General features: G+C 60.3%; 24 protein-coding genes and 4 tRNA genes. 8 read left to right on the top strand and 20 right to left on the bottom strand.

Annotation, left to right across the window (positions count from 1 at the left end):
- Positions 1–43: 43 nt before the first annotated feature.
- The 4 genes from tuf (J0663_RS17300) to rpsL form a co-directional block, all read right to left on the bottom strand.
- Positions 44–1219 carry an elongation factor Tu gene (gene tuf / locus J0663_RS17300; protein ID WP_207241574.1) on the bottom strand — a complete coding sequence of 392 codons (1176 nt, stop codon included), beginning with the start codon at positions 1217–1219 and terminating at the stop codon, positions 44–46.
- A 68-nt stretch (positions 1220–1287) separates the two neighbouring features.
- Entirely contained in the window at positions 1288–3387 is a 2100-nt protein-coding gene (gene fusA / locus J0663_RS17295; protein ID WP_207241593.1) for an elongation factor G, read from the bottom strand.
- A gap of 29 nt (positions 3388–3416) precedes the next feature.
- Positions 3417–3887: a 30S ribosomal protein S7 gene (gene rpsG / locus J0663_RS17290; protein ID WP_004669085.1), complete on the bottom strand. Its 471-nt coding sequence runs from the start codon at positions 3885–3887 to the stop codon at positions 3417–3419.
- A 77-nt stretch (positions 3888–3964) separates the two neighbouring features.
- Positions 3965–4336: a 30S ribosomal protein S12 gene (rpsL, locus tag J0663_RS17285; RefSeq protein ID WP_003547537.1), complete on the bottom strand. Its 372-nt coding sequence runs from the start codon at positions 4334–4336 to the stop codon at positions 3965–3967.
- A 499-nt stretch (positions 4337–4835) separates the two neighbouring features.
- Here rpsL and J0663_RS17280 point away from each other — a divergent pair, with 499 nt between their 5' ends.
- Positions 4836–5129 (top strand): transcriptional regulator, encoded by a 294-nt coding sequence (locus J0663_RS17280; RefSeq protein ID WP_207241585.1) that lies wholly within the window; start codon positions 4836–4838, stop codon positions 5127–5129.
- Between the two features lie 125 nt (positions 5130–5254).
- On the opposite strand, the gene rpoC is transcribed toward J0663_RS17280, so the two are convergent.
- From rpoC to J0663_RS17215, 14 genes are all read right to left on the bottom strand, one after another.
- On the bottom strand, positions 5255–9463 hold the full coding sequence (gene rpoC, locus J0663_RS17275; RefSeq protein WP_207241582.1) for a DNA-directed RNA polymerase subunit beta': 4209 nt from the start codon (positions 9461–9463) through the stop codon (positions 5255–5257).
- A gap of 188 nt (positions 9464–9651) precedes the next feature.
- On the bottom strand, positions 9652–13791 hold the full coding sequence (gene rpoB, locus J0663_RS17270; RefSeq protein WP_207241580.1) for a DNA-directed RNA polymerase subunit beta: 4140 nt from the start codon (positions 13789–13791) through the stop codon (positions 9652–9654).
- Between the two features lie 261 nt (positions 13792–14052).
- The gene (gene rplL, locus J0663_RS17265; RefSeq protein ID WP_004669074.1) at positions 14053–14436 is read right to left on the bottom strand and encodes a 50S ribosomal protein L7/L12; all 384 of its coding nucleotides are present in this window, start codon (positions 14434–14436) and stop codon (positions 14053–14055) included.
- 55 nt (positions 14437–14491) lie between these two features.
- Positions 14492–15010, bottom strand: a complete 519-nt coding sequence (gene rplJ, locus J0663_RS17260; protein ID WP_207241578.1) for a 50S ribosomal protein L10 — start codon at positions 15008–15010, stop codon at positions 14492–14494.
- 331 nt (positions 15011–15341) lie between these two features.
- A complete protein-coding gene (gene rplA / locus J0663_RS17255) occupies positions 15342–16043 on the bottom strand; it encodes a 50S ribosomal protein L1 (RefSeq protein WP_088685485.1) in 702 nt (233 codons plus the stop codon).
- A 4-nt stretch (positions 16044–16047) separates the two neighbouring features.
- The gene (gene rplK / locus J0663_RS17250; protein ID WP_009985507.1) at positions 16048–16479 is read right to left on the bottom strand and encodes a 50S ribosomal protein L11; all 432 of its coding nucleotides are present in this window, start codon (positions 16477–16479) and stop codon (positions 16048–16050) included.
- A gap of 176 nt (positions 16480–16655) precedes the next feature.
- Complete coding sequence (gene nusG, locus J0663_RS17245; protein WP_007791989.1) at positions 16656–17186, bottom strand: transcription termination/antitermination protein NusG; 531 nt, start codon at positions 17184–17186, stop codon at positions 16656–16658.
- Positions 17187–17203: 17 nt separating this feature from the next.
- On the bottom strand, positions 17204–17404 hold the full coding sequence (gene secE / locus J0663_RS17240; protein ID WP_003547514.1) for a preprotein translocase subunit SecE: 201 nt from the start codon (positions 17402–17404) through the stop codon (positions 17204–17206).
- Positions 17405–17595: 191 nt separating this feature from the next.
- Positions 17596–17671, bottom strand: a tRNA-Trp gene (locus J0663_RS17235).
- A gap of 169 nt (positions 17672–17840) precedes the next feature.
- Positions 17841–18734: an NAD-dependent epimerase/dehydratase family protein gene (locus J0663_RS17230; RefSeq protein WP_207241576.1), complete on the bottom strand. Its 894-nt coding sequence runs from the start codon at positions 18732–18734 to the stop codon at positions 17841–17843.
- A gap of 172 nt (positions 18735–18906) precedes the next feature.
- Positions 18907–19041, bottom strand: a complete 135-nt coding sequence (locus J0663_RS31620; protein ID WP_259665947.1) for a hypothetical protein — start codon at positions 19039–19041, stop codon at positions 18907–18909.
- Positions 19042–19241: 200 nt separating this feature from the next.
- Entirely contained in the window at positions 19242–20417 is a 1176-nt protein-coding gene (tuf, locus tag J0663_RS17225) for an elongation factor Tu (protein WP_207241574.1), read from the bottom strand.
- A 311-nt stretch (positions 20418–20728) separates the two neighbouring features.
- Positions 20729–20802, bottom strand: a tRNA-Gly gene (locus J0663_RS17220).
- Positions 20803–20826: 24 nt separating this feature from the next.
- Positions 20827–20911 (bottom strand) — tRNA-Tyr (locus J0663_RS17215).
- 203 nt (positions 20912–21114) lie between these two features.
- On the opposite strand from J0663_RS17215, the gene rlmB reads away from it, so the two are divergent.
- From rlmB to J0663_RS17195, 4 genes are all read left to right on the top strand, one after another.
- On the top strand, positions 21115–22005 hold the full coding sequence (rlmB, locus tag J0663_RS17210) for a 23S rRNA (guanosine(2251)-2'-O)-methyltransferase RlmB (RefSeq protein WP_207241572.1): 891 nt from the start codon (positions 21115–21117) through the stop codon (positions 22003–22005).
- Positions 22006–22128: 123 nt separating this feature from the next.
- Positions 22129–22818: an AprI/Inh family metalloprotease inhibitor gene (locus J0663_RS17205; RefSeq protein WP_207241569.1), complete on the top strand. Its 690-nt coding sequence runs from the start codon at positions 22129–22131 to the stop codon at positions 22816–22818.
- Positions 22819–22932: 114 nt separating this feature from the next.
- Positions 22933–23091 (top strand): hypothetical protein, encoded by a 159-nt coding sequence (locus J0663_RS17200; protein WP_164517777.1) that lies wholly within the window; start codon positions 22933–22935, stop codon positions 23089–23091.
- A gap of 61 nt (positions 23092–23152) precedes the next feature.
- Positions 23153–23290, top strand: coding sequence for a hypothetical protein (locus J0663_RS17195; RefSeq protein WP_207241567.1), 138 nt, complete (start codon positions 23153–23155; stop codon positions 23288–23290).
- 34 nt (positions 23291–23324) lie between these two features.
- On the opposite strand, the gene J0663_RS17190 is transcribed toward J0663_RS17195, so the two are convergent.
- Together J0663_RS17190 and J0663_RS17185 are read right to left on the bottom strand one after the other, a co-directional pair.
- Positions 23325–23723 (bottom strand): hypothetical protein, encoded by a 399-nt coding sequence (locus J0663_RS17190; protein WP_207244530.1) that lies wholly within the window; start codon positions 23721–23723, stop codon positions 23325–23327.
- A gap of 136 nt (positions 23724–23859) precedes the next feature.
- Positions 23860–23935, bottom strand: a tRNA-Thr gene (locus J0663_RS17185).
- Positions 23936–24091: 156 nt separating this feature from the next.
- On the opposite strand from J0663_RS17185, the gene J0663_RS17180 reads away from it, so the two are divergent.
- Genes J0663_RS17180 through J0663_RS17170 form a run of 3 tightly spaced genes read left to right on the top strand, consistent with a single transcriptional unit; the run spans position 24092 to position 26428 of the window.
- Positions 24092–24865 carry an NAD kinase gene (locus J0663_RS17180; RefSeq protein WP_207241565.1) on the top strand — a complete coding sequence of 258 codons (774 nt, stop codon included), beginning with the start codon at positions 24092–24094 and terminating at the stop codon, positions 24863–24865.
- Positions 24866–24869: 4 nt separating this feature from the next.
- Positions 24870–25376, top strand: coding sequence for a hypothetical protein (locus J0663_RS17175; RefSeq protein WP_207241564.1), 507 nt, complete (start codon positions 24870–24872; stop codon positions 25374–25376).
- 32 nt (positions 25377–25408) lie between these two features.
- A complete protein-coding gene (locus tag J0663_RS17170; protein WP_207244529.1) occupies positions 25409–26428 on the top strand; it encodes an alpha/beta hydrolase family protein in 1020 nt (339 codons plus the stop codon).
- Positions 26429–26441 lie beyond the last annotated feature (13 nt).

The raw sequence follows: 26441 nt of genomic DNA, 5'->3' as shown, positions 1-26441 counted from the left end.
TAATGTCATCGAATCGGCCGCCCCACCGGAGCGGCCGAAGGAATTACTCGACGATCGAAGCAACGATACCGGCGCCGACGGTGCGGCCGCCTTCGCGGATAGCGAAGCGCAGCTTTTCTTCCATCGCGATCGGAACGATCAGCTCGACGGCAACCGTGACGTTGTCGCCCGGCATAACCATTTCCGTGCCTTCCGGCAGCGTCACGATGCCGGTAACGTCGGTCGTGCGGAAGTAGAACTGCGGACGGTAGTTGGTGAAGAACGGCGTATGACGGCCGCCCTCTTCCTTCGTCAGGATGTAGGCTTCTGCCATGAACTTCTTGTGCGGCTTGACCGAACCCGGCTTGCACAGGATCTGGCCACGCTCGACGCCGTCACGGTTCACACCGCGGATCAGCGCGCCGATGTTGTCGCCCGCCTGGCCCTGATCGAGCAGCTTGCGGAACATTTCAACGCCGGTCACCGTCGTCTTCGAGGTCGGACGGATGCCGACGATCTCGACTTCTTCGCCAACCTTGACAATGCCACGCTCGACGCGGCCGGTCACAACCGTACCGCGGCCCGAGATCGAGAACACGTCTTCGATCGGCATCAGGAACGGCTGGTCGATCGGACGCTCAGGCGTCGGGATGTAGGAGTCGACCGCTGCCATCAGCTCGCGGATCGCGTCTTCGCCGATCTTCTTGTCGGAATCTTCAAGAGCGGCAAGTGCCGAACCCTTGACGACCGGGATGTCGTCGCCCGGGAAGTCGTAGGACGACAGCAGTTCGCGAACTTCGAGCTCGACCAGCTCGAGAAGCTCGGCGTCGTCAACCTGGTCGACCTTGTTCAGGAACACAACGATCGCCGGAACGCCGACCTGGCGGGCCAGCAGAATGTGCTCGCGCGTCTGCGGCATCGGGCCGTCGGCAGCCGAGCAAACCAGGATCGCGCCGTCCATCTGTGCGGCACCGGTGATCATGTTCTTCACGTAGTCGGCGTGGCCGGGGCAGTCGACGTGCGCGTAGTGGCGGTTCGGCGTCTCATACTCAACGTGCGCCGTCGAGATCGTGATGCCGCGCGCCTTCTCTTCCGGAGCCGCGTCGATCTGGTCGTACGCCTTGAACTCACCGAAGTACTTCGTGATCGCTGCCGTCAGAGACGTCTTGCCGTGGTCAACGTGGCCGATCGTGCCGATGTTGACGTGCGGCTTGTTGCGCTCAAACTTACTCTTTGCCATTTTCGGCTCTCCGTTTTTCTAGCCCCCGAGGGGATCTAATTCTTGTTATCGGTCAATTGGTATTCCGGTCACTTCTGACCGGAATACTTTGCCTGGATTTCGGTCGCGACGTTCGACGGAACCGGCGCATAGTGATCGAAGGTCATCGTGTACTGAGCGCGGCCCTGCGACATGGAGCGCAGGTTGTCGACGTACTTGAACATGTTCGCCAGCGGAACGTTGGCGCTGATGACAACCGCGATACCACGGCTTTCCTGGCCCTGGATCTGGCCACGGCGGGAGTTGAGGTCGCCGATAACGTCACCGACGTAATCTTCCGGGGTGACGACTTCGACCTTCATCATCGGCTCGAGGAGCTGAGCACCGGCCTTCTTGGCTGCTTCACGGAAGCAAGCGCGGGAGGCGATTTCGAATGCCAGGACCGAGGAGTCGACGTCATGGAAGGCGCCGTCGACCAGCGTCGCCTTGACGCCGAGCATCGGGAAGCCAGCCAGCGGACCGGAAGACAGAACGCTTTCGATCCCCTTCTGAACGCCGGGGATATATTCCTTCGGAACAGCACCGCCGACGATCTTGGATTCGAACTTGAAGTCTTCGCCTTCCGGGTTCGGTTCGAAGATGATCTTGACGCGCGCGAACTGGCCGGTACCACCGGTCTGCTTCTTGTGCGTGTAGTCTTCTTCGGTCTGGCGCGTAATCGTTTCGCGGTAAGCAACCTGCGGCGCACCGACGTTTGCTTCGACCTTGAATTCGCGACGCATACGGTCGACGATGATGTCGAGGTGCAGTTCGCCCATGCCGGCGATGATCGTCTGGCCGGATTCCTGATCCGTCTTCACACGGAAGGACGGGTCTTCAGCTGCCAGACGGTTGAGCGCGAGGCCCATCTTTTCCTGGTCGCCCTTGGACTTCGGCTCGATGGCGATCTGAATGACCGGCTCGGGGAATTCCATGCGCTCGAGGATAACCGGCTTCAGCGGATCGCAGAGCGTATCGCCAGTGGTGGTTTCCTTGAGGCCGGCGAGAGCAACGATGTCGCCTGCGAAGGCTTCTTCGATGTCTTCACGCGAGTTGGAATGCATCTGCAGCATGCGGCCGACGCGCTCGCGCTTGTCCTTGACCGTGTTCAGAACCGAAGAGCCCTTCTCGAGCTTGCCGGAATAGATGCGGGCGAAGGTGAGCGAACCGACGAAGGGGTCGTTCATGATCTTGAAGGCCAGCATCGAAAGCGGCTCGGCGTCGTCTGCATGACGCTCGATATCGGCTTCGGTCTTGAAGTCGATGCCCTTGATCGCGGGAATGTCGAGCGGCGACGGCAGGTAGTCGACGACGGCGTCGAGCAGCGGCTGGACGCCCTTGTTCTTGAAGGCGGTGCCGCAGAACATCGGATGGAACTTGACGTCAATGGTGCCGCGGCGAACGAGTTCGCGGATCTTGTCGTTGTCGGGCATGTTGCCTTCGAGATAGGCTTCCATCGCCGCTTCGTCGATCTCGACAACCGTCTCGATCAGCTTTTCGCGATATTCTTCAGCCTTGGCCTTCAGGTCTTCCGGGATCTCGACGACGTCCCACTGGGCGCCGAGCGATTCATCGCGCCAGATCAGGGCGTTCATCTCGACGAGATCGACAACGCCCTTGAAGTCGCTTTCAGCGCCGATCGGCAGCTGCATGACGACGGCGGTCGCACCGAGACGGGTCTTGATCATCTCGACGGAGCGGTAGAAGTCAGCGCCGGTCTTGTCCATCTTGTTGCAGAAGATCATGCGCGGAACATTGTACTTCTCGGCCTGACGCCAGACGGTTTCCGTCTGCGGCTCAACGCCGGCGTTGGCATCGAGCAGCGCGATAGCGCCGTCGAGAACGCGCAGCGAACGCTCGACTTCGATGGTGAAGTCGACGTGGCCGGGAGTGTCAATGATGTTGAAGCGGCGCATCTTGCCGTCACGGCCCTTCCAGAAGGTCGTGGTGGCAGCGGAGGTGATCGTGATGCCACGCTCCTGCTCCTGCTCCATCCAGTCCATGGTGGCTGCGCCGTCGTGGACCTCGCCGATCTTGTGCGACTTGCCGGTGTAGTAAAGGATACGCTCGGTGGTCGTGGTCTTGCCGGCGTCGATATGCGCCATGATACCGAAATTGCGGTAGTCTTCGATCTTATATTCGCGAGCCATTGTGGACTGCCTTTCGATACCGTTCGGAATTACCAGCGATAGTGCGAGAACGCACGGTTGGCGTCAGCCATCTTGTGCGTGTCTTCGCGCTTCTTGACGGCGGAGCCGCGGTTGTTGGACGCATCGAGCAGTTCACCGGACAGGCGGTCGATCATGGTCGTTTCGTTGCGCTTGCGGGCAGCGGCAATCAGCCAGCGAATGGCGAGAGCCTGGCGGCGCTCCGGACGGACGTCGACCGGAACCTGGTAGGTCGCACCACCGACGCGGCGCGAGCGGACTTCAACGTGCGGGGCAATGTTGTCGAGCGCAGAATGGAAAACCGAAAGCGGCTCCTGCTTGGACTTGCCCTGGACGGCGTCGAACGCACCGTAAACGATGTTTTCAGCAACGGACTTCTTACCATCGAGCATGATGGCGTTCATGAACTTGGTGACGACAAGATCACCGAACTTCGGATCCGGATTGATCTCGCGCTTTTCTGCTTTATGACGTCTGGACATACTTCTCGTCTCTTCAACCGTTAAGGCGCTTCATCACGCGGAGGACCTCGCGCAGCGCCGGATTTTCAAAACCCGAATTACTTCGGACGCTTCGCACCGTACTTGGAGCGACGCTGCTTGCGGTTCTTGACACCCTGGGTATCGAGAACGCCGCGGATGATGTGGTAACGAACACCCGGAAGGTCCTTGACGCGGCCGCCGCGGATCATGACCACGGAGTGCTCCTGAAGGTTATGACCTTCGCCGGGGATGTAACCAATGACTTCGAAGCCGTTGGTCAGGCGGATCTTTGCGACCTTACGCAGAGCCGAGTTCGGCTTCTTCGGCGTCGTCGTGTAGACGCGCGTGCAAACGCCGCGCTTCTGCGGGTTCTCCTGGAGTGCGGGAACCTTATTACGCTTTACGTTCGCCTGGCGAGGCTTGCGGATCAGCTGGTTTACGGTAGGCATTCAACCATCCCTTACGTTTATCTCAGTACCCTTGCGGGCTTGAACTCGAGCCGTCTCCGGCAATGACGCACGCTTTCCGTCAATGCGCAAAATATGGCCCGATCCGCTTCCGCAGATGGACCACTAGGAGCAGAGGACGCATGAAACCATGCGTCATGCGTGCAGCATCATGACTTCAACGTGCGTTTAGAACCTTGTTTGAGGTGAACTTCAGGGCGCGTCGCCCCGAAAAGCCAAGCCTCACATGGGATCTGATGGGCGGGGTACTACTGGTTTCCACCCCTCTCGTCAAGGCCGGTTAAGAAATAAACTTGTCCGCATCGCCTTGATATGCGGGCCAGACGCCCTGTTTTCGCCCTCCTAGACGAAATCGCGGCCATGCGCCAAGATAAAAACTTGGGCATTGCAGCAAAAGCAGTTAAGGAATCAGCAATTGCGGCGTTAAGCCCAGATAGCAGGATTCGAGCGATCGAATCGTCACGAAGCCGAAGGACAGGCGATGATCACGACACCGGATAACGACAACAACTTCGACGGGCCGATGATCTTCATCATCATCGGCAAAGGCTATGAGTCCGATTCCAGCGAAGGCATCGACCTGCACATCATGCTGAAAGCGCCCGACGACGACACGGCCGTACGCGAGGCCTTGAACGCCCTGGCCGAGGAGGGCTTCATCGAGGCCGATCTCGACCAGATCGGCATGCTGACCGAGATTCCGGCCGAAGAGCCGCATGCCTCGGCCTATCAGGGCGCGGTCGACGGCGAGGTCGCGATTATTCGCTTCAACTGACGGGAACAATCGGCGCGAAGCCAGGCGGCAACGCCCGCCCTCCCCGATCAATCAGCGAAGAACAGAAACGAAAACCGCCCGGATTGCTCCGGGCGGTTTTTCAATTCGTGGACTTCAGCCGCGGATTATTCCGCGGCCGGAGCCTTTTCTGCCATATCCTGCAGCATCGGCGTGGCCACAGCTGCGCCGGTGCCCTTGCGACGCTCCTCGAGGATCAGCTCGTCGCGCGAGGTCGCGATACGGCGGATCTGGGTCATGGTGCCGCCGGTGCCGGCCGGGATCAGGCGGCCGACGATGACGTTTTCCTTCAGGCCCTGCAGGCCGTCGGTCTTGCCGGCAATCGCAGCTTCCGTCAGCACCTTGGTCGTTTCCTGGAAGGAGGCGGCCGAGATGAAGGACGGGGTCTGCAGCGACGCCTTGGTGATGCCGAGAAGAACCGGCTCGCCGCGGGCGGGCTTCTTGCCCTGTTCGATCAGATGATCGTTGACGTCTTCGAGCTCGATCCGGTCGACGTTGTCGCCGACGATATAGGTCGAGTCGCCTGCATCGGTGATCTCCACCTTCTGCAGCATCTGACGGACGATCACCTCGATGTGCTTGTCGTTGATGACGACGCCCTGCAGACGATAGACTTCCTGGATTTCGTTGACGAGGTAGGAAGCCAGAGCCTCTACGCCCTTGATCGCCAGGATGTCGTGCGGCGCCGGGTTACCGTCGAGGATGTAGTCACCCTTTTCGATATAGTCGCCGTCCTGAAGGTGGAAGGGCTTGCCCTTCGGGATCAGGTATTCGACAGGCTCGACACCGTCTTCCGCCGGCTCGATGATGACGCGACGCTTGTTCTTGTAGTCGCGGCCGAGGCGGATCGTACCATCGATCTCAGCGATGATGGCGTGGTCCTTCGGGCGGCGCGCTTCGAACAGCTCGGCAACACGCGGCAGACCGCCGGTGATGTCCTTGGTCTTGGCGCTTTCGAGCGGCGAACGAGCGAGAACGTCGCCCTGGGAGACCTTCGTGCCCGGCTCAACCGACAGGATGGCGTCGACCGAGAGCAGGAAGCGGGCGTCACCGCCACGCGACAGCTTGGCGACATTGCCGCTCGCATCCTTGATGACGATCGCCGGCTTGAGGTCCGAACCGCGCGGGGTCGAACGCCAGTCGATGACCTGACGCTTGGTGATGCCGGTGGATTCGTCGGTCGCTTCCAGAACCGAGAGACCGTCGACGAGGTCCTCGAACTGGACCGTGCCGGCGACTTCCGTCATCATCGGGCGGGTATAAGGATCCCACTCGGCCAGACGCTGGCCGCGCTTGACCTTGTCACCTTCATCCACATGCAGCTTCGAACCATAGGCGACGCGCTGCGAGGAGCGCTCGACACCACGCTCGTCCAGGATCTGGACGGTCATGTTGCGGCCCATGGCAACGAGGCTGCCTTCGGAGTTTCGCAGGATGTTGCGGTTCTTGATCTGCACCGTACCTTCGTACGAGGCTTCCAGGAACGACTGGTCGACCACGGTTGCCGTACCGCCAAGGTGGAAGGTACGCATGGTCAGCTGGGTTCCCGGCTCGCCGATCGACTGAGCGGCGATGACGCCCACAGCTTCGCCCATGTTGACAGGCGTACCGCGCGCGAGGTCGCGGCCGTAGCAGACCGAGCAGACGCCCGTCTGGATTTCGCAGGTCAGCGCCGAGCGGATGCGGATCGACTGGATACCGGCCTTCTCGATTTCGATGACGTCGGGCTCGAGGATCATCTTGCCGGCATCGACAATGCGCTCACCGGTAACCGGATGATCGATGTCATCGAGCGCCGTGCGGCCGAGGATACGGGCGCCGAGCGAGGCGACGACCTGACCGGCATCGACGATGGCGGTCATGGTCAGGCCGGTTTCGGTGCCGCAATCGACGTGCGTGACGATGCAATCCTGCGCGACGTCGACAAGACGGCGGGTCAGGTAGCCGGAGTTCGCGGTCTTCAAGGCGGTGTCAGCCAGACCCTTGCGGGCGCCGTGCGTCGAGTTGAAGTACTCGTTGACGGTCAGGCCTTCCTTGAAGTTCGAGATGATCGGCGTCTCGATGATTTCGCCCGACGGCTTGGCCATGAGGCCGCGCATGCCGCCCAGCTGGCGCATCTGGTTCGGCGAACCGCGGGCGCCGGAATGGCTCATCATGTAGATCGAGTTCATCGGCTTCTGACGGCCGGTGTTCTCATCGAATTCGACCGCCTTAATGCGGGCCATCATTTCTTCGGCGACCTTTTCGGTTGCCTTGCCCCAGGCGTCGACAACCTTGTTGTACTTTTCGCCCTGGGTGATGAGACCGTCATTGTACTGCTGCTCGTATTCCTTCACCAGGTTTTCGGTGTCGGCAACGATCTTCGCCTTAGTGGCCGGAATGACCATGTCGTCCTTGCCGAACGAAATGCCGGCACGGCAGGCATGGGCGAAGCCGAGCTGCATGATGCGGTCGCAGAAGATGACCGTGTCCTTCTGGCCGCAATGGCGGTAGACCGTGTCGATCATCTTGGAGATGTTCTTCTTGGTCATTTCCTGGTTGCAGATGTCGAAGGGCACCTTGCCGTTCTTCGGCAGCAGTTCGCCGATGAGCAGACGGCCGGGCGTCGTCTCATAAATTTTCGAGTAGGGCTTGCCATCCTCGCCAATCGACTTGAAGCGGCCGCGGATCTTGGTGTGCAGTGTCACGACCTTGTTTTCCAGCGCGTGATGCAGCTCGCCGAGATCGGAGAAGGCCATGCCTTCGCCCGGCTCGTTCTGGTTCAGGATCGACAGATAGTAGAGGCCGAGAACCATGTCCTGCGAGGGAACGATGATCGGCGCGCCGTTGGCCGGGTGCAGGATGTTGTTGGTCGACATCATCAGCACGCGGGCTTCGAGCTGGGCTTCGAGCGACAGCGGCACGTGAACGGCCATCTGGTCACCGTCGAAGTCGGCGTTGAAGGCCGTGCAGACGAGCGGATGCAGCTGGATCGCCTTGCCTTCGACCAGGGTGGGTTCGAAGGCCTGGATGCCCAGGCGGTGCAGCGTCGGTGCGCGGTTCAGGAGAACCGGATGCTCGCGGATGACCTCGTCGAGGATATCCCAAACTTCCGGCTTTTCCTTTTCAACCAGCTTCTTGGCCTGCTTGACGGTCGAGGAGTAACCCTTGGCATCGAGGCGGGCATAGATGAACGGCTTGAAGAGCTCGAGAGCCATCTTCTTCGGCAGGCCGCACTGGTGCAGCTTCAGTTCCGGACCGGTAACGATGACCGAACGGCCGGAATAATCGACGCGCTTGCCGAGCAGGTTCTGACGGAAGCGGCCCTGCTTGCCCTTCAGCATGTCGGAGAGCGACTTCAGCGGACGCTTATTGGCGCCGGTGATGACACGGCCACGGCGGCCGTTGTCGAACAGCGCATCGACAGATTCCTGCAGCATGCGCTTTTCGTTGCGGATGATGATGCCGGGCGCGCGAAGCTCGATGAGGCGCTTCAGACGGTTGTTACGGTTGATGACGCGGCGATAGAGATCGTTCAGATCCGACGTCGCGAAACGGCCGCCGTCCAGCGGCACCAGCGGACGCAGGTCCGGCGGAATGACGGGGACGACCTTCATGATCATCCATTCCGGACGGTTGCCGGACTCCATGAAGTTCTCGACGATCTTCAGGCGCTTCATCAGCTTCTTCTGCTTGAGATCCGACGTCGTGTCGGCAAGCTCGGAGCGCAGATCGCCGGCGATCTTTTCAAGGTTCATCGATGCGAGCATCTCATAGATGGCTTCTGCACCGATCATGGCCGTGAACTGGTCTTCGCCATATTCGTCGACGGCGAGCATGTACTCTTCTTCCGTCAGGAGCTGATGCTCCTTGAGCGCGGTCAGGCCCGGCTCGGTGACGATGTAGTTTTCGAAGTAGAGAACGCGCTCGACATCCTTCAGCGTCATGTCGAGCAGCGTCGAAATGCGCGACGGCAGCGACTTGAGGAACCAGATGTGGGCGACGGGAGCGGCAAGCTCGATATGGCCCATGCGCTCACGGCGAACGCGCGACAGCGTGACTTCGACGCCGCACTTTTCGCAGATGATGCCCTTGTACTTCATGCGCTTGTACTTGCCGCACAGGCATTCGTAGTCCTTGATCGGCCCGAAGATGCGCGCGCAGAACAAACCGTCGCGTTCCGGCTTGAACGTGCGGTAGTTGATGGTTTCCGGCTTCTTGATCTCACCGTAGGACCAGGAGAGGATCTTCTCCGGAGACGCGATCGAAATCCGAATGGAATCGAAATTCTGTGCAGGCACCTGCGGATTGAAAAGATTCATGACCTCTTGGTTCATGCCTGTCTCCTTCATGGGCTAAAGCGCCCTCAAAATGCGATGGTCAGCGGCAATTTCCCGGGAGCCGCCCCCTCGCTTAAACGAGAATAACCGCAAGATGCGGCGAAACTTCCCTTCCGGGCCGACATGGATGCGGCGTCCGGCGGGACCGGCGTGCGCCGCATCGGCAGCGCACGCCCTATCAATGTTTACTCGGCCGCGTCGGGCAGCTGGGTTGTCTGCGCCTCATCGAGCTTGGTGTTTTCGAGCTCGACGCTGAGGCCCAGCGAGCGCATTTCCTTGACGAGAACGTTGAAGCTTTCCGGAATACCGGCTTCGAACGTGTCGTCTCCGCGGACGATGGCTTCGTAGACCTTGGTGCGGCCGGCGACGTCGTCCGACTTCACCGTCAGCATTTCCTGCAGCGTATAGGCCGCGCCGTAAGCTTCGAGCGCCCAGACTTCCATTTCGCCGAAACGCTGACCGCCGAACTGCGCCTTGCCGCCCAGCGGCTGCTGGGTCACGAGCGAGTAAGGGCCGATCGAACGGGCATGGATCTTGTCGTCGACCAGGTGGTTGAGCTTCAGCATGTAGATGTAGCCCACGGTCACCTGGCGGTCGAACTGTTCGCCGGTACGGCCGTCGTAAAGCGTCGACTGACCGGTATCCTTGAGACCTGCCAGACGCAGCATGTCGTTGACATCGCCTTCGTTGGCGCCGTCGAAAACCGGCGTTGCGATCGAAACGCCGCGCTTCCACTGGTCGGCGAGACGCAGAACCGAATCGTCATCGAAATCCTGGACCTGCTCGGCCTTCGGACCGACACCAACGACATCGCCGATGGTCTTGCGCAGCGGCTCGATGTTGCCATTGGCCTTGTACGCTTCGATCAGTTCGCCGATCTGGCGGCCCATGCCGGCGCAAGCCCAGCCCAGGTGCGTTTCGAGGATCTGACCGACGTTCATGCGCGAAGGCACGCCGAGCGGGTTCAGAACGACGTCGACATGCGTGCCGTCTTCAAGGAACGGCATGTCCTCGACAGGCACAATGCGCGAGACCACGCCCTTGTTCCCGTGACGGCCGGCCATCTTGTCACCCGGCTGGATCTTGCGCTTCACGGCGACGAAGACCTTGACCATCTTCATGACACCAGGAGGCATTTCATCGCCGCGCTGGACCTTCTCGACCTTATCCATGAAGCGCTGTTCGAGGCGCGACTTGGACTCGTCGTACTGGCCGCGGAGCGCTTCGAGTTCGCTCTGCACCTTCTCGTCCTCGACCGCGAACATCCACCATTGCGAGCGGGGATATTCGGAGACGACGGCGTTCGAAAGCTCGGTGCCCTTCTTGAAGCCCTTCGGACCGGCAATCGAGACCTGGCCGCGCAGCATGTCGATCAGACGACCATAGACGTTACGGTCGAGGATCGCCTGCTCGTCGTCACGGTCCTTGGCGAGACGCTCGATCTCTTCGCGTTCGATCGCCATCGCGCGCTCGTCCTTCTCGACGCCATGGCGGTTGAAGACGCGAACTTCGACGATCGTGCCGTAGGTCCCGGGCGGCATGCGCATGGAGGTGTCGCGCACGTCGGAGGCTTTTTCGCCGAAGATGGCGCGCAGAAGCTTTTCTTCTGGCGTCATCGGGCTTTCGCCCTTCGGCGTGATCTTGCCGACGAGGATATCCCCTGGCTGAACCTCGGCGCCGATATAGACGATGCCGGCTTCGTCGAGGTTCTTCAGCGCTTCTTCCGAGACGTTCGGAATATCGCGGGTGATTTCCTCGGGGCCGAGCTTGGTGTCGCGCGCCATCACTTCGAATTCCTCGATGTGAATGGAGGTGAACACGTCGTCGGCAACGATGCGCTCGGAGAGCAGGATCGAGTCTTCGTAGTTGTAGCCGTTCCAGGGCATGAACGCGACGAGCGCGTTGCGGCCGAGCGCCAGGTCGCCGAGATCGGTCGACGGGCCGTCGGCGAGAATGTCACCGCGGTTGACGACGTCACCGACGGTGACCAGCGGACGCTGGTTGACGCAGGTGTTCTGGTTCGAACGCTGGAACTTCTGCAGGCGGTAGATATCGACGCCGGATTTGCCGGCTTCGAGGTCTTCCGTGGCGCGGATAACGATACGCGTCGCATCGACCTGGTCGACCACGCCGCCGCGGCGGGCGCCGATGGCGGCACCGGAGTCGCGAGCGACGACCGGCTCCATGCCGGTGCCGACGAACGGCGCTTCGGCGCGCAACAGCGGCACGGCCTGACGCTGCATGTTCGAGCCCATGAGTGCGCGGTTGGCGTCGTCGTTTTCCAGGAACGGGATGAGTGCCGCAGCAACCGAAACGACCTGCTTCGGCGAAACGTCCATCAGGTTCATGCTATCGCGCGGAGCGAGCATAACTTCACCGGCATGACGGCAGACGACGAATTCGTCGACGAAGGAACCGTCAGCGTTCAGCTCGGCGTTGGCCTGGGCGACGTAATACTTTGCCTCTTCCATTGCGGAGAGGTAAAGCACGTCATTCGTCACCTTGCCGTCGACGATGCGGCGGTACGGGCTTTCGATGAAGCCGTACTTGTTGACGCGGGCAAAGGTCGCCAGTGAGTTGATCAGACCGATGTTCGGGCCTTCCGGCGTTTCGATCGGGCAGATGCGGCCGTAGTGGGTCGGATGCACGTCGCGGACTTCGAAGCCGGCGCGCTCGCGGGTCAGACCGCCCGGGCCAAGGGCCGAAAGACGGCGCTTGTGGGTGATTTCCGAGAGCGGATTAACCTGGTCCATGAACTGCGAGAGCTGCGAGGAACCGAAGAACTCGCGGACGGCTGCAGCCGCCGGCTTGGCGTTGATCAGATCCTGCGGCATGACCGTGTCGATTTCGATCGAGGACATGCGTTCCTTGATCGCGCGCTCCATGCGCAGCAGGCCGAGACGGTACTGATTTTCCATCAACTCGCCGACCGAGCGGACGCGGCGGTTGCCAAGGTTGTCGATGTCGTCGATCTCGCCCTTGCCGTCGCGCAGTTCGACCAGCATCTTGACCACGGCCAGGATGTCGTCCTTGCGCAGGATGCGGACGGTGTCTTCGACGGAGAGGTCGAGACGCATGTTCATCTTGACGCGGCCGACGGCGGAGAGGTCGTAACGCTCCGCATCGAAGAACAGCGAGTTGAACATAGCTTCGGCCGACTCCATGGTCGGCGGCTCACCCGGACGCATGACACGGTAGATGTCGAACAGCGCGTCCTGACGGTTCTCGTTCTTGTCGGCAGCCAGCGTATTGCGGATATAGGCGCCGACATTGATATGGTCGATGCCCAGAACCGGGATCTCGTCGAAACCGTTCGCCAGGATGATGCCGAGCGTCTTTTCGTCGATTTCGTCGCCGGCTTCGAGATAGATCTCGCCCGTCGAGTAGTTGACGATGTCTTCGGCGAGGTAGTTGCCGTAAAGATCGTCGTCACCGGCCTTCAGCGCCTTCAGACCCTTGTCGGAAAGCTGGCGCAGCAGGCGCGGCGTTAGCTTCTTGCCGGCCTCGACGACGACTTCGCCGGTATCTGCGTCGACCATCTCGGTGATCGCCTTGGCGCCCTTCAGCGTTTCCGGCTTGAAGGGAATGCGCCAGCCTTCGCCGTCGCGCTTGTAGAGCGACTTCGTGTAGAAGGTGTCGAGGATTTCCTCGCCGTCCATGCCGAGCGCCATCAGCAGCGACGTCACCGGAATCTTGCGGCGGCGGTCGATACGGGCGTAGACGATGTCCTTGGCGTCGAATTCGATGTCGAGCCAGGAACCGCGATAGGGAATGACGCGGGCCGCAAACAGCAGCTTGCCGGAAGAGTGGCTCTTGCCCTTGTCGTGATCGAAGAAGACGCCCGGCGAACGGTGCATCTGCGAGACGATGACGCGCTCGGTGCCGTTGACGATGAACGTACCGTTGTTGGTCATGAGCGGCATGTCGCCCATGTAGACGGACTGTTCCTTGATGTCCTTGATCGACTTCGCGCCGGTATCCTCGTCGATATCGAATACGATGAGGCGCAACGTCACCTTCAGCGGCGCGGCATAGGTCAGGTCGCGCTGACGGCACTCGTCAACGTCGAACTTCGGCGGCTCGAACTCATAGGAGACGAATTCCAGCATCGAAGCGCCGGAGAAATCCGTGATCGGGAATACCGACTTGAAGACGGCCTGAAGACCCTCATCGGGCCGGCCGCCCTTCGGCTCTTCCACCATCAGAAACTGGTCGTAGGACGCCTTCTGAACCTCGATGAGGTTCGGCATTTCTGCGACTTCGGGGATCTTACCAAAAAACTTGCGTACGCGCCTGCGACCGTTGAACGAAAGGGTCTGAGCCATCGTCGCTCCTTCAAAATCTTGCACCCGGGCCTGCAACGGACGGGAGCCGATGGCCAGTCGATCCCGTCAATCAATGAGTAGTTCAATCTCGTCCGACTCCCGAAAACGCTCAGCTCGGATTGCTGTGCTGCCCTCGGTGCGAGACTATCCTCTTGAAGAACCCATTACCCAAAAGCCGTTTTGACGCGGCTTTTGGGTAATTCGTTCAGAAAAACGGCAAATGGGAGGCAGTAAATACCGCCTCCCAAGAGCAGTCCAAGATTACTTGACGTCGGCCTTGGCGCCAGCGTCTTCAAGCTTCTTCTTGATGTCGGCGGCTTCAGCCTTGGAAACGCCTTCCTTGACAGCCTTCGGAGCGCCTTCGACGAGGTCCTTGGCTTCCTTGAGGCCGAGACCGGTGATGGCGCGGACTTCCTTGATGACGTTGATCTTGTTGGCGCCGGCATCCGTCAGGATGACGTCGAACTCGGTCTTTTCTTCTTCAGCCGGAGCAGCTGCACCGCCTGCACCACCAGCAACGGCAGCAACAGCTACCGGAGCAGCGGCGGAAACGCCCCACTTTTCTTCGAGCAGCTTGGAAAGCTCAGCGGCTTCCAGGACGGTCAGCGAGGAGAGGTCTTCAACGATCTTTGCGAGATCAGCCATTTTCTAGTTCCTTTGTTCGGTTCGAACTGTTGAGTATGTACAGCGAAAAACCGCCTTAAGCGGCTTCGTCCTTCTTGGCGTAGGCCGAGAACACGCGAGCAAGCTGGCTTGCCGGTGCTGCAACAACGCCTGCGATGCGGGTAGCCGGAGTCTGGATCATGCCCAGCAGCTTCGCACGCAGTTCGTCCAGCGAAGGCAGGGTCGCAAGCGACTTGACACCTTCGGCGTTCAGCGTTGTCGTGCCCATGGCGCCGCCGAGAACCACGATCTTGTCGTTGGTCTTGGCGAAATCCATGACGACCTTCGGAGCGGTGATCGGATCATTGCTGTAAGCAATGAGGGTCTGACCCTTGAAGAGATTGGAAATCCCTTCCGCTTCCGTACCCTGAAGGGCAATTTTGGCCAGGCGGTTCTTCGCGACTTTGACGGCGCCGCCAGCAGCGCGCATCTTCGAACGAAAATCGTTCATCTGTGCGACTGTAGCACCAGCATAGTGGGCCACGACAACCGAGCCCGAAGCCTTGAAGACTTCGTTCAGTTCCGTGACGAATTCGCGTTTTTCCGCTCTTTCCACTGCCTATCTCCAGTTGGCGGGACCATTTGAACGGACCCACCGGGTTGCCTTTTGCCTCCCGGGATCAAAAGAGATCCCAAGCGACGCTTGAGGATCCTGTCCCCTCGCGCTCCGCGCCAATCAAGGCTAAAGAGGCACAAGGCATCCAAGGCTCGAACCGAGTTACGAGAAGCGAACTTCATGCAATTCGGGTCTTACCCGTCTCATGCAGGCCAAGTGATTAAGGGAAAACCACCTGCAATCTCGGACAGGATTCCGGATTTCTCCGGAATATTCCGGCCCCTTGCGAGGCCGGAAATTCAATTCACCAGGCGAAAGCCCGGCGATAAACTTATGCAGTCGGAGCTGCGGTGACCGAGCCGACTTCGATCTTGACGCCCGGGCCCATGGTCGAGGAAATCGCCACGCGCTTGACGTAGTTGCCCTTGGCGCCAGCTGGCTTCGCCTTGATGACGGCGTCGGCGAAGGCACGGATGTTTTCCTCCAGAGCCTTGGCGTCGAAGGAAGCCTTGCCGATACCGGCATGGACGATACCAGCCTTCTCGACGCGGAACTCGACAGCACCGCCCTTGGACGCCTTGACGGCGCCGGCAACATCCATGGTGACGGTGCCGACCTTCGGGTTCGGCATCATGCCGCGCGGGCCGAGAACCTTACCGAGACGACCGACGAGCGGCATCATGTCGGGGGTAGCGATGCAGCGATCGAATTCGATCTTGCCGCCCTGGACGATTTCGACGAGGTCTTCGGCGCCGACAACATCGGCACCGGCAGCCTTGGCTTCATCAGCCTTGGCGCCACGAGCAAAGACCGCGACGCGAACCGTACGGCCGGTGCCGTTCGGCAGGTTGACGACGCCGCGAACCATCTGGTCCGCATGGCGCGGGTCAACGCCGAGGTTCATCGAGACTTCGATGGTTTCGTCGAACTTGGCGACAGCCCGTTCCTTGACCATGCCGATGGCGGTCGTCAGAGCGTAGAGCTTGGTCGGATCAACACCTTCGTTGATCTTCTGAGTGCGCTTGCCTGCCATGGTCTTAACCCACCACTTCCAGGCCCATGGCGCGGGCAGAGCCCTCGATCATCGCCATTGCACCTTCGATATCTGCTGCGTTCAGGTCCTTCATCTTGGCTTCGGCGATCGTCTTGATCTGAGCCTTGGTGAGGGTACCAGCCTTTGCGCCCTTGCCGGGCGTCTTGGAACCGGACGTGATCTTCGCTTCCTTCTTCAGCCAGTAGCTGACCGGAGGCTGCTTCATCGCGAAGGTGAAGGACTTGTCCTGGTAATAGGTGATGACGACCGGAATCGGCATACCCTTTTCCATTTCCTGCGTGGCGGCATTGAACGCCTTGCAGAATTCCATGATGTTAATGCCACGCTGACCAAGCGCCGGACCAATCGGCGGGGACGGGTTTGCCGATCCTGCCTTGACCTGAAGCTTGAGCTGGCCTGCAACTTTCTTAGCCATATCTCTCTGCCTTTCATGAACGGCCGGTCGCCCGGCCCGTGATGCCGGATCGCTCCGGCGGCTGCGGTTGCGTGGTGCGGATCATTAGGGCCCGGCTAAGACCCCTCACCTTCCACGCGGGTGCGGACAAGGTCCGCGGGAAACAGGCCGCAAGGCCGGCTTCCAAACTCTCGCAATCAGACCTTCTCGACCTGCGCGTATTCCAATTCGACCGGCGTTGCGCGGCCGAAGATCGACACCTCCACCTTCAGGCGCGAACGTTCCTCGTCCACATCCTGAACCGTGCCGTTGAACGAGGCAAAGGGGCCGTCGGAAACGCGGACCTGCTCGCCGATCTCGAAGGTAACGGAAGCCTTCGGCCGCTCGACACCTTCCTGAACCTGGCCGAGAATGCGCTCGGCTTCATAATCCGGAATCGGAACGGGCTTGTTGTCGGAACCAAGGAACCCCGTAACCTTCGGGGTATTCTTGATCAGGTGATAGGCCTCGTCCGTCAGATTGGCGCGGACCAGGACATAGCCCGGGAAGAACTTGCGCTCGCTGTCGACCTTGCGGCCGCGACGCACTTCCACAACCTTTTCGGTCGGCACAAGGATCTTCTCGAACAGATGCTCAAGCCCCTTCTGGCGAGCCTTGTTCTCGATGTCTTCAGCCACCTTCTTTTCAAAATTCGAATACGCGTGGACGATGTACCAACGTGCCGCCATTTTCATCTCCACCCGTATCAGTTGCCGGTATTCAGCACGAAGCTCAGAGCCCAGCCAATCAGCTGGTCAGCGGCAAAGAAAAACAGCGCGGCGAAAACCACCATCACAAGAACCATAACCGTGGAGATCATCGTCTCGCGGCGCGACGGCCATGTGACCTTGGACGTCTCGGAGCGCACTTGCTGCAGAAACGCAAATGGATTGGATTTGGATGCCATCGACTGCCCACGCAATTACGGCGCGTAAAGCTGAAACTATCAGCCCCACGCACCGCGTGTCTGTTGAACCCTAAATAAACACCGATTCCCGAATACACAAGAGGGAAACCGAAGTTTGACGAAATTAGTTGCCACCGATCAATCCCCGCCGGAATGCCGCGAGCACGGCCGCGCTGTCCGTTTCAGGAAGATGGCAGGGGCAGAGGGGCTCGAACCCCCGACCTGCGGTTTTGGAGACCGCCGCTCTACCAACTGAGCTATACCCCTTCATGCCCATCCTTCAGCGCCCGGGCCAAGACCCGCAAATCGCTGCTGAAATGCATGGCGCTCCCTTTAAGACGGCGGCAGCGGATTGGCAAGCCCGATTTTCGGTTTTCAAAGCCCTTCTGCTCAATTTGCGCGCGGCCGGCTTCGCGATCGTGCGGCCGGAGAGCATTCAGACCTTCACATATTTCCGCCAGTCATGTTCTTCCTTGAAGCCCAGCACCTCGCGAATCTTGCGGTTGGAGAGCAGCCCCTCGTATTCGCCGATCTCGCGGGTAAAAGGCACGTTCGGAAAGAATCGCTTGGCAAGCTCTTTCGACGGTGTATTGGCCGACACCGTATCGTTAGCGGCATTGAAGACCTGGTAGCCGAGCCCGTCCTTCTCGATGCAGAGATGACAGATCTGTCCGAGGTCGCGAGCGTCGATATAGCTCCAGGCGATTCGTTTGCGCATCTCGGGATGGGCAAAATAGGTCGGGAACCGCTCGTATTCGTGCGGCTCGATAACATTGCCGATGCGCAGCGCATAGATGTCGAAGCCCGACCGTTCGGCAAAGGCGCGCGCCGTCTTTTCGTTGACCACCTTGGAAAGGCCGTAGGAATCCATTGGATTGACGTCGTAATCTTCCTCCAGCGGGAACTGGTGGAAATCGCGATGGCCTTCGGCAAAGCAGACGCCGTAGGTCGTCTCGCTCGACGCGACGATGATCTTACGGATACCGAGCTTCACCGCCGCCTCGATGACATTGTAGGTGCCCATCGTGTTGATGCGGAATGTCTCGTTGTCGGGCTTGATCAGGATGCGGGGGATGGCAGCGAAATGCACGACGGCATCGAAGGGCTGCATACCCCTGCCCGCGTCGAGATCCGGAAAATCGCGGTGCATCGACAGCGCGTTGAAGACCTGACCGCTGTCGGTGATGTCAGCGATGAGGTTGGTGACGCCGGGGCTGTCCAGCGGCACGAGATCGAGGTTGTGAACCTCGTAGCCTGACTTGACGAGCCATGGCACGGCATGGCGACCCGCCTTGCCCGAACCGCCCGTGAACAGAATCCGCTTTTTCATGGAATATCCTCCGCGTCATGAGATCGGAGGCATAGTTAGACGCTTCCGCGCGAAGAGCAAGCGAGCGTCCTGCAAGGGGTTTAACCCCGCCGCGCCAGGAGCACCCATCCGGGAGCACCTGACCAAGAATTGCCCTATCACCGCAGCCCCCTGCGATGAACTGGAAAGGTCGTCACTTGACGACGCTTACCTCACTGATCTGCACTCCGGCCGACTGAACAACCTCTTGCGGAATAGCAGCGATGAAAAACATCGTGAAAACATACATCGCGAATATCGTCGCAACGAATGTGGCCTTTGGAATCATCCGACTCTCCTCTTTACAAGGAGAAGTCTGGACTAAATTGAGCCAATCACAACTGCTTTCTGAACGTGAGATGAACAAAATACTGTGACGGGCATATTTAACGATATTTTTACAACACCTGTTAAATGGCTCGAATGCATCAAAAACGAAAAACCCCGCTGTTTCCAGCGGGGTCTTCCTGATTGTGGATAACCTGAAAGTTACTCGACGATCGAGGCAACGATACCGGCGCCGACGGTGCGGCCGCCCTCGCGGATAGCGAAGCGCAGCTTTTCTTCCATCGCGATCGGAACGATCAGCTCGACGGCAACCGTGACGTTGTCGCCCGGCATAACCATTTCCGTGCCTTCCGGCAGCGTCACGATGCCGGTAACGTCGGTCGTGCGGAAGTAGAACTGCGGACGGTAGTTGGTGAAGAACGGCGTATGACGGCCGCCCTCTTCCTTCGTCAGGATGTAGGCTTCTGCCATGAACTTCTTGTGCGGCTTGACCGAACCCGGCTTGCACAGGATCTGGCCACGCTCGACGCCGTCACGGTTCACACCGCGGATCAGCGCGCCGATGTTGTCGCCCGCCTGGCCCTGATCGAGCAGCTTGCGGAACATTTCAACGCCGGTCACCGTCGTCTTCGAGGTCGGACGGATGCCGACGATCTCGACTTCTTCGCCAACCTTGACAATGCCACGCTCGACGCGGCCGGTCACAACCGTACCGCGGCCCGAGATCGAGAACACGTCTTCGATCGGCATCAGGAACGGCTGGTCGATCGGACGCTCAGGCGTCGGGATGTAGGAGTCGACCGCTGCCATCAGCTCGCGGATCGCGTCTTCGCCGATCTTCTTGTCGGAATCTTCAAGAGCGGCAAGTGCCGAACCCTTGACGACCGGGATGTCGTCGCCCGGGAAGTCGTAGGACGACAGCAGTTCGCGAACTTCGAGCTCGACCAGTTCGAGAAGCTCGGCGTCGTCAACCTGGTCGACCTTGTTCAGGAACACAACGATCGCCGGAACGCCGACCTGGCGGGCCAGCAGAATGTGCTCGCGCGTCTGCGGCATCGGGCCGTCGGCAGCCGAGCAAACCAGGATCGCGCCGTCCATCTGTGCGGCACCGGTGATCATGTTCTTCACGTAGTCGGCGTGGCCGGGGCAGTCGACGTGCGCGTAGTGGCGGTTCGGCGTCTCATACTCAACGTGCGCCGTCGAGATCGTGATGCCGCGCGCCTTCTCTTCCGGAGCCGCGTCGATCTGGTCGTACGCCTTGAACTCACCGAAGTACTTCGTGATCGCTGCCGTCAGAGACGTCTTGCCGTGGTCAACGTGGCCGATCGTGCCGATGTTGACGTGCGGCTTGTTGCGCTCAAACTTACTCTTTGCCATTTGAATGCTTCCTGTGAACGAAATGGTGGCCCCGGCGAACCGGTTTAGTGCCGCCGTTTAAGGCTTTCGGCGAAATTGCGCAAGACTTAATTGCAGACGCCAATCTTGGCGTGACAGCGCATATGGGAGACAATCCGCCGCCTGCAAGGCGATTCGCCGGAACCGCTTCAAAAAACGCTGGAATCGCAGCGAAAATCGAGCGGCGCCAAGGCAAGCTCGTGCGAATCCGGACCTCAGGCGCCCTCACCTTCCAGCGCAAATGATGCCTGCGGGCCAATCGCCGGCGGAGAATGAACTGACGTCAGGAAAACTGGAGCGGGTAGCGGGAATCGAACCCGCGTATTCAGCTTGGAAGGCTGCTGCTCTACCATTGAGCTATACCCGCGGGTTGGTCCGATCCGATGACGAATGGTGGAGAGAGTTGGATTTGAACCAACGTAGGCTGAGCCAACGGATTTACAGTCCGTCCCCTTTAACCACTCGGGCATCTCTCCAGTTTTCGTCCGGATCTTGAAGACCAAGTTCGTCAGACTTCGAAGCGTTGCCGCCCGTCGTCTGCGCCGCGTATATGACCGGAGCATTTCCGTCTGTCAACACGATGACAATGGAAAAAACGCGAAAAATTTCATTCGCCGCCGAAAAGCCGGCACATGAAAGAAAGCCTATGCGGCGGCGAAGGCCGTGGCTATAAAGCCGCATGAGCAAAGACAACAAATCCGGCGGCAAGGCCGCGACAGACCCATCCGCCAAGGATACGCACTACGCCAATCTGAGGCGCGCGCATCGCGACGCCAAGCGCGAACGCGGGGAGATCCCGACACCTCAACCGCAGAAGCGCAAGCGCGGGGCTGAGGACTGGAAGCCGCCGGCACTCGCGCCCGACCAGGTATATCTCTACGGCCTGCACACGGTACGCGCCGCCCTCGACAATCCAGAGCGCAAGAAGATCAAGCTGTTCGTGACGCAGAATGCGCTCGCGCGTCTGGAAATCGACGCCGAGACGCTCGCCATTCCCTTCGAAATCGTCTCCCCGCACGAGATCGACAAGGTGCTCGGCCCCGAGGCGATTCACCAGGGCGTCATGCTGGAAACACGGCCGCTGCCGGTGCGCCGGCTCGAAGCGCTGAAGGACAGCCCTCTTCTGCTCGTGCTCGACCAGGTCACCGATCCGCACAATGTCGGCGCGATCATGCGCTCGGCCGTCGCCTTCAATGCCGGGGCCGTCATCACCACCCAGAGACATAGCCCGACCGAGTCGGGCGTGCTCGCCAAGTCCGCCTCCGGCGCTCTGGAGCTGATACCTTATATACAGATCACCAACCTCGCCGATGCGCTCGGCGAATTGCACAAGCTCGGCTTCTCCACCATCGGCCTCGATTCGGAAGGGCCGGCGCCGCTCGAGGGCACCTTCTCAGGCGACAAGGTGGCGCTGGTGCTCGGTTCCGAGGGCAAGGGGCTCAGGCAGAAGACGCGCGAGACCGTCAACGCGCTTGCCCGTCTCGACATGCCCGGCGCGATCAAATCGCTGAACGTTTCGAATGCAGCGGCGATCGCGCTTTATGCGGCGCGGCTCTACTTGAAGGCATAGGCCATGTCGCGCAAAAGCGTGTAGCGGCTTTGCGCCAAAAGACGGAAAATAAAGAGCTGCGTGCGGCAAACGGGTCTGAATTGCCACGCATTTCAGGCCGGCCGTGACAAAGGGGGAATTGTCATGATCCATATGGTCCGGCTGACAGCTCCTGCAGTGGCGCTCCTGGCCTGCGGTGTGGCATACGCGCAGGATATCGATCCCGATGTGCTGAAAGCGCAAGCCGGAACCTATCTCGTTGCCCCGGAAGACGGCCGCGCGGGATGCCGGATGACGTTGGAAACCGACATGGCAATCGGCGGTTATTCGCTCTCCGGCCAGGATTCCTGCATCAAGGTGCTGCCGGCGTTCGCCGAAGCCTCCGCCTGGAATTTCGACGGCGATGGCGGGCTGATCCTGATCGATGCCGTACGCGAAGTGATTGCCCGTTTCGTCGAGAATGAAGGCGCGCCGATGAAGACGGAAGACGGTGCGCCGCTCCTGCTGATCGCGGCTCCCGACGGCGTCGATCGCCTGCCAACCTATGGCAGCCTTGCCGGTGCATGGACGATGCGGAGGCCGGGCGGCGAAAAGCTCTGCGGCGTGACGCTTGACGGAAATGTCGGGGCTGACGAAAATGCGCCGCTGTCACTGTCCGGAGACTGCACCGCCGCCGTCACCGGACTGAAGCTTACGGCCTGGCATATCGATGGCTTCAGGCTGACGCTGATGGGCGACGGCGGTTCGTCGCTTAGCTTCGATATGCGCGCCGACGGCAATTTCGACAAATCGAAAGAGGAAGGCGGCAAGCCGCTTTCGATCGTGCGCCGCTGATCCAGGCTCTCCGGAGAAATCCACTTTTGCCTTGGAATGACCTTCTGGAGCATTATGATCGGCTGGCGATCGATCGTAGCGACCGGTCACAAGCAAGAAGGAGCGATTCCCATCATGGCCATCCGACCGCTCATATTCGGTATCCTCTTCATCGCGGCGTTTGTGGGAATCATTCTCAGCATCATATGGGTGGACACGTCGCATCCCGTCCACCAGCCCGACCCTCTGTCGCCGACGGCGCCCGGCCCGGCGACGCCGGGACCGGTGCAATAGGCCGAGAGGAACGCGGACAGCGATCGCGCGTTAATCCCAGCTGAACGAGGATTGAACGCTTATGCGCATAATGATCGCCGTCGTCGCCTTCATGGTCGCTTCCGTGCTCAGCATCGCGGTGCTGTCACCTTCCGGTGCCGGGCAGACGGGCAATGGCGACAGGATCGAGGCGAGTGTCGACGAACCGGTTACGCACTGAGCCGAGGCCACCCGGCACTGGCAGCCGCTTGTTCTCAGCTGCGATAGAGCCAGGGAATTTCCCGATCACGATGGCGCCATTGACGGCGCTCTTCCCACCGCTCGGCCCGCCACGGACGCCAATGGCGGCGTTCATAACGCCAGTCCGACCGGCGCCAATCGCGGCCATCGCGCCAGTCACGATCGTCACGCCAATCACGGTCGTCACGCCAACGGTCCTGCCGCCAGCTGTCGTGCACTTGGACGATGCCGCTTTGGGATACCGCAGGTCGATCGACAGGCATGGCGGCGGCCGGCGCAACGGCAGCAAAGGCCGCGCCAAGGGAAATGGCTGCGGTCAGAAAAATGTGTCCGAACTTCATATCGGTTTCCTCATTGACGATGAGGCAACACTGCACCGCCACGGCTGAATTGCCGCTGAAGCAGTCCTTCAGACAGGGTTCATCAAGAAAAACGCGCCGGATCATTACCTGAACCAGTCCGCCTTCGTTCCCAACGGAACTACGGCGCGACAGCCTCCGCTTGGCCGCTCTCTTCGGCTCACCGAGCCGAAGCTCACAGAGCGTAGGCTGGTGCCCCCGGCAGGGTTCGAACCCGCGACCCCCTGATTACAAATCAGGTGCTCTACCAACTGAGCTACAAGGGCAATAGCAGCCCAACTAACAGATTCTGCGATCCTGTAAAGGAAAATCCGTGGGACGCGGAGAGGCCAGCCCCTCCTCAAAACGCCTCGCAGTGCAAATCGTCCTTGTCGCAGCGGCCATTTATCCTTTAGCTAGAGCAGCTTCACAAAGGGCATTGCATGGGCCGTTCATTTCAGACGCTTTCCTTTATCGCTTCGCCGACGATGGAGGCGCTCGCAGCACGCGAAGAGCTGATTCGCATTTACGGCGACGTGCCGCAGGATCAGGCGGACGTCATCGTCGCGCTGGGCGGTGACGGATTCATGCTGCAGACGCTGCATAGCACCATGAACTCCGGCAAGCTGGTCTATGGCATGAATCGCGGCTCGGTCGGCTTCCTGATGAACGATTACAGCACCGAACGGCTTCAGGAACGCATCTGCATCGCCGTCGAAAACGCCTTCCGGCCTTTGAAGATGACGACGGCCAATGCCGACGGCACCAATTCGACAGCGCTCGCCATCAACGAGGTCTATCTTTTCCGCCAGTCTTATCAGGCCGCCAATCTAAGGGTCGTGGTCGACGGGCGCGTGCGTCTGGAGGAGCTGATCTGCGACGGGCTGATGGTGGCCACTCCGGCCGGATCGACGGCCTATAATCTTTCCGCGCATGGCCCGATCCTGCCGCTAGAAGCGCCACTGCTCGCCATGACGCCGGTCAGCGCTTTCAGGCCGCGACGCTGGAGGGGCGCCTTGCTTCCGAACAAGGTCACCGTCGATATCGACGTGCTCGAGCCGGTGAAGCGGCCGGTGAATGCGGTGGCCGACAATACGGAAGTCAAATCGGTGCTGCATGTTCGAATCGCCCAGTCGGAGCATATGACAGCGCGCATCCTCTCCGATCCCGACCGGTCCTGGTCCGACCGTATTCTGGCGGAGCAGTTCAAGGATTGAGATGATGGCAATACGACTGACGTTGATAACCACGATTTTTCTCGTCGGATACTCGGCCGCGATCGCCGCTCCCGCACAGGAGGCCATCCTGCCGGCGTCGGTGATTTTCGCGACCAGCACCGGCTACTGGGAGGACGACGGAAACGCACCGGCTGTCGAGCGGGCGCCCACCGCTGCCAAGAGCGTTTCCGACCCGCAAGGAACCGAGCGCCACGGCTACTACAAGCTCTTTGCCGTGCGCCAGCCGGACAGGACCTCGAAGGTCTATCTTCAACAGATCGCCCAGACCGAGACCGGCCCGGCGATAGCCTCGACCATCGAGCTGCAGGAGATCAGCGACCTGAAGCCTTACGTGACAGATATCCGCCCGGAGAATTCGAGCGGCATCAGCAAGCAGCCCGGCCTCTTCGCCACCATCTATCTAAAGACCGATCCTGCGGCCGAGCCGGATGGCTGGACCGTGCTGATCGACGAATTCGGTGACATCACCATCGAGAAAGCGACCAATTGAACGGCGAAACGCTGTCCGCACAGGCGGCGAAGATCAAACTCGGCTTTCGCGAAGGCGTCCTCTATGACGAGCAAAGGCCGGACTGGGACGCAGCCGGCCCGAGGCCTGTCCGCTGGTCGCTATGGTATCCGGCCACCGACGACGCGCGGGAATGCGATATCAAGGAAAGAAGCTGGTTTCGGAAGGCGGCGGTCGCCCGCGACGCGCCGATCCGCCCGTCTAACAGGCCTTATCCGCTGGTCCTTCTATCACACGGCACGGGCGGATCTGCGGCCGGACTGGAATGGCTGGCGCGACGCCTGGTCGATCGCGGATTTGTAGCGCTCGGCGTCGACCATCACGGCAATACCGGCAGTGAGCCTTATCGCGCAGAAGGTTTTGCCTGTCTGTGGGAGCGGGCGCCGGATCTGAGCTTCATGCTCGACCGCAGCGGCGACTGGCTTAGCGATCTTGCAAGCCGGATCGATGCAGACCGTGTATTCGCGGCCGGATTTTCGGCCGGAGCCTACAGCGTCATGCTGCTTCTCGGCGCTGTCACGCAATTCTCGCAGTTCGAACCGTCACGACTGAAGCCGGGTGGTCCGCGCCGCCCAAGGGAATTTCCCGACCTTGCCGATCATATCCCCTCATTGCTTCGCACCAGCGGTGTGTTTCGCCAGTCATGGTCACGCATGTCGCGACCCTATCGGGATGACAGGATCGCGGCGGCGCTCCTCTGCGCGCCGGGTCGCTCCGTTCTCGGCTTCGACGAGGAAAGCCTGAAAACTGTCGAGGCACCCGCTCTGATCCTTGTCGGCGATGCCGACAAGGCGGCACCGGCCGAAGAATGTTCCTCATGGCTGCATCAACGGTTGACGCGCAGCGCGCTGAAAATCTTCGGGGGCGGCCTCGGGCATTATGTCTTCGTGCCGGAGGGCACCGGCCTCGGCTTTGCCTTTGCGGCCGAGCTTTTCACCGATCCGCCGTGCATCGAGCGGGCTGCCGTTCATGACGAGATTGCCGAGTTGTCGGCGGCGCTGTTTCGGAGTGCCGACGTCGGCGCGAGAGCCTGAACGAAAGAAAGCC

The organism is Rhizobium lentis (genome assembly GCF_017352135.1).
GTDB classification, from domain to species: Bacteria; Pseudomonadota; Alphaproteobacteria; order Rhizobiales; family Rhizobiaceae; genus Rhizobium; species Rhizobium lentis.
The sequence above is the reverse complement of the archived record's forward strand: the minus strand, read 5'-3'. Positions and strand labels throughout refer to the sequence as shown.

Bases quoted from the DNA above. Each gene is read 5' to 3' on its own strand.
- tuf (WP_207241574.1), bottom strand. From the start codon at position 1,219: ATGGCAAAGAGTAAGTTTGAGCGCAACAAGCCGCACGTCAACATCGGC.
- fusA (WP_207241593.1), bottom strand. From the start codon at position 3,387: ATGGCTCGCGAATATAAGATCGAAGACTACCGCAATTTCGGTATCATG.
- rpsG (WP_004669085.1), bottom strand. From the start codon at position 3,887: ATGTCCAGACGTCATAAAGCAGAAAAGCGCGAGATCAATCCGGATCCG.
- rpsL (WP_003547537.1), bottom strand. From the start codon at position 4,336: ATGCCTACCGTAAACCAGCTGATCCGCAAGCCTCGCCAGGCGAACGTA.
- J0663_RS17280 (WP_207241585.1), top strand. From the start codon at position 4,836: ATGATCACGACACCGGATAACGACAACAACTTCGACGGGCCGATGATC.
- rpoC (WP_207241582.1), bottom strand. From the start codon at position 9,463: ATGAACCAAGAGGTCATGAATCTTTTCAATCCGCAGGTGCCTGCACAG.
- rpoB (WP_207241580.1), bottom strand. From the start codon at position 13,791: ATGGCTCAGACCCTTTCGTTCAACGGTCGCAGGCGCGTACGCAAGTTT.
- rplL (WP_004669074.1), bottom strand. From the start codon at position 14,436: ATGGCTGATCTCGCAAAGATCGTTGAAGACCTCTCCTCGCTGACCGTC.
- rplA (WP_088685485.1), bottom strand. From the start codon at position 16,043: ATGGCAGGCAAGCGCACTCAGAAGATCAACGAAGGTGTTGATCCGACC.
- rplK (WP_009985507.1), bottom strand. From the start codon at position 16,479: ATGGCTAAGAAAGTTGCAGGCCAGCTCAAGCTTCAGGTCAAGGCAGGA.
- nusG (WP_007791989.1), bottom strand. From the start codon at position 17,186: ATGGCGGCACGTTGGTACATCGTCCACGCGTATTCGAATTTTGAAAAG.
- secE (WP_003547514.1), bottom strand. From the start codon at position 17,404: ATGGCATCCAAATCCAATCCATTTGCGTTTCTGCAGCAAGTGCGCTCC.
- J0663_RS17230 (WP_207241576.1), bottom strand. From the start codon at position 18,734: ATGAAAAAGCGGATTCTGTTCACGGGCGGTTCGGGCAAGGCGGGTCGC.
- J0663_RS31620 (WP_259665947.1), bottom strand. From the start codon at position 19,041: ATGATTCCAAAGGCCACATTCGTTGCGACGATATTCGCGATGTATGTT.
- tuf (WP_207241574.1), bottom strand. From the start codon at position 20,417: ATGGCAAAGAGTAAGTTTGAGCGCAACAAGCCGCACGTCAACATCGGC.
- rlmB (WP_207241572.1), top strand. From the start codon at position 21,115: ATGAGCAAAGACAACAAATCCGGCGGCAAGGCCGCGACAGACCCATCC.
- J0663_RS17205 (WP_207241569.1), top strand. From the start codon at position 22,129: ATGATCCATATGGTCCGGCTGACAGCTCCTGCAGTGGCGCTCCTGGCC.
- J0663_RS17200 (WP_164517777.1), top strand. From the start codon at position 22,933: ATGGCCATCCGACCGCTCATATTCGGTATCCTCTTCATCGCGGCGTTT.
- J0663_RS17195 (WP_207241567.1), top strand. From the start codon at position 23,153: ATGCGCATAATGATCGCCGTCGTCGCCTTCATGGTCGCTTCCGTGCTC.
- J0663_RS17180 (WP_207241565.1), top strand. From the start codon at position 24,092: ATGGGCCGTTCATTTCAGACGCTTTCCTTTATCGCTTCGCCGACGATG.
- J0663_RS17175 (WP_207241564.1), top strand. From the start codon at position 24,870: ATGGCAATACGACTGACGTTGATAACCACGATTTTTCTCGTCGGATAC.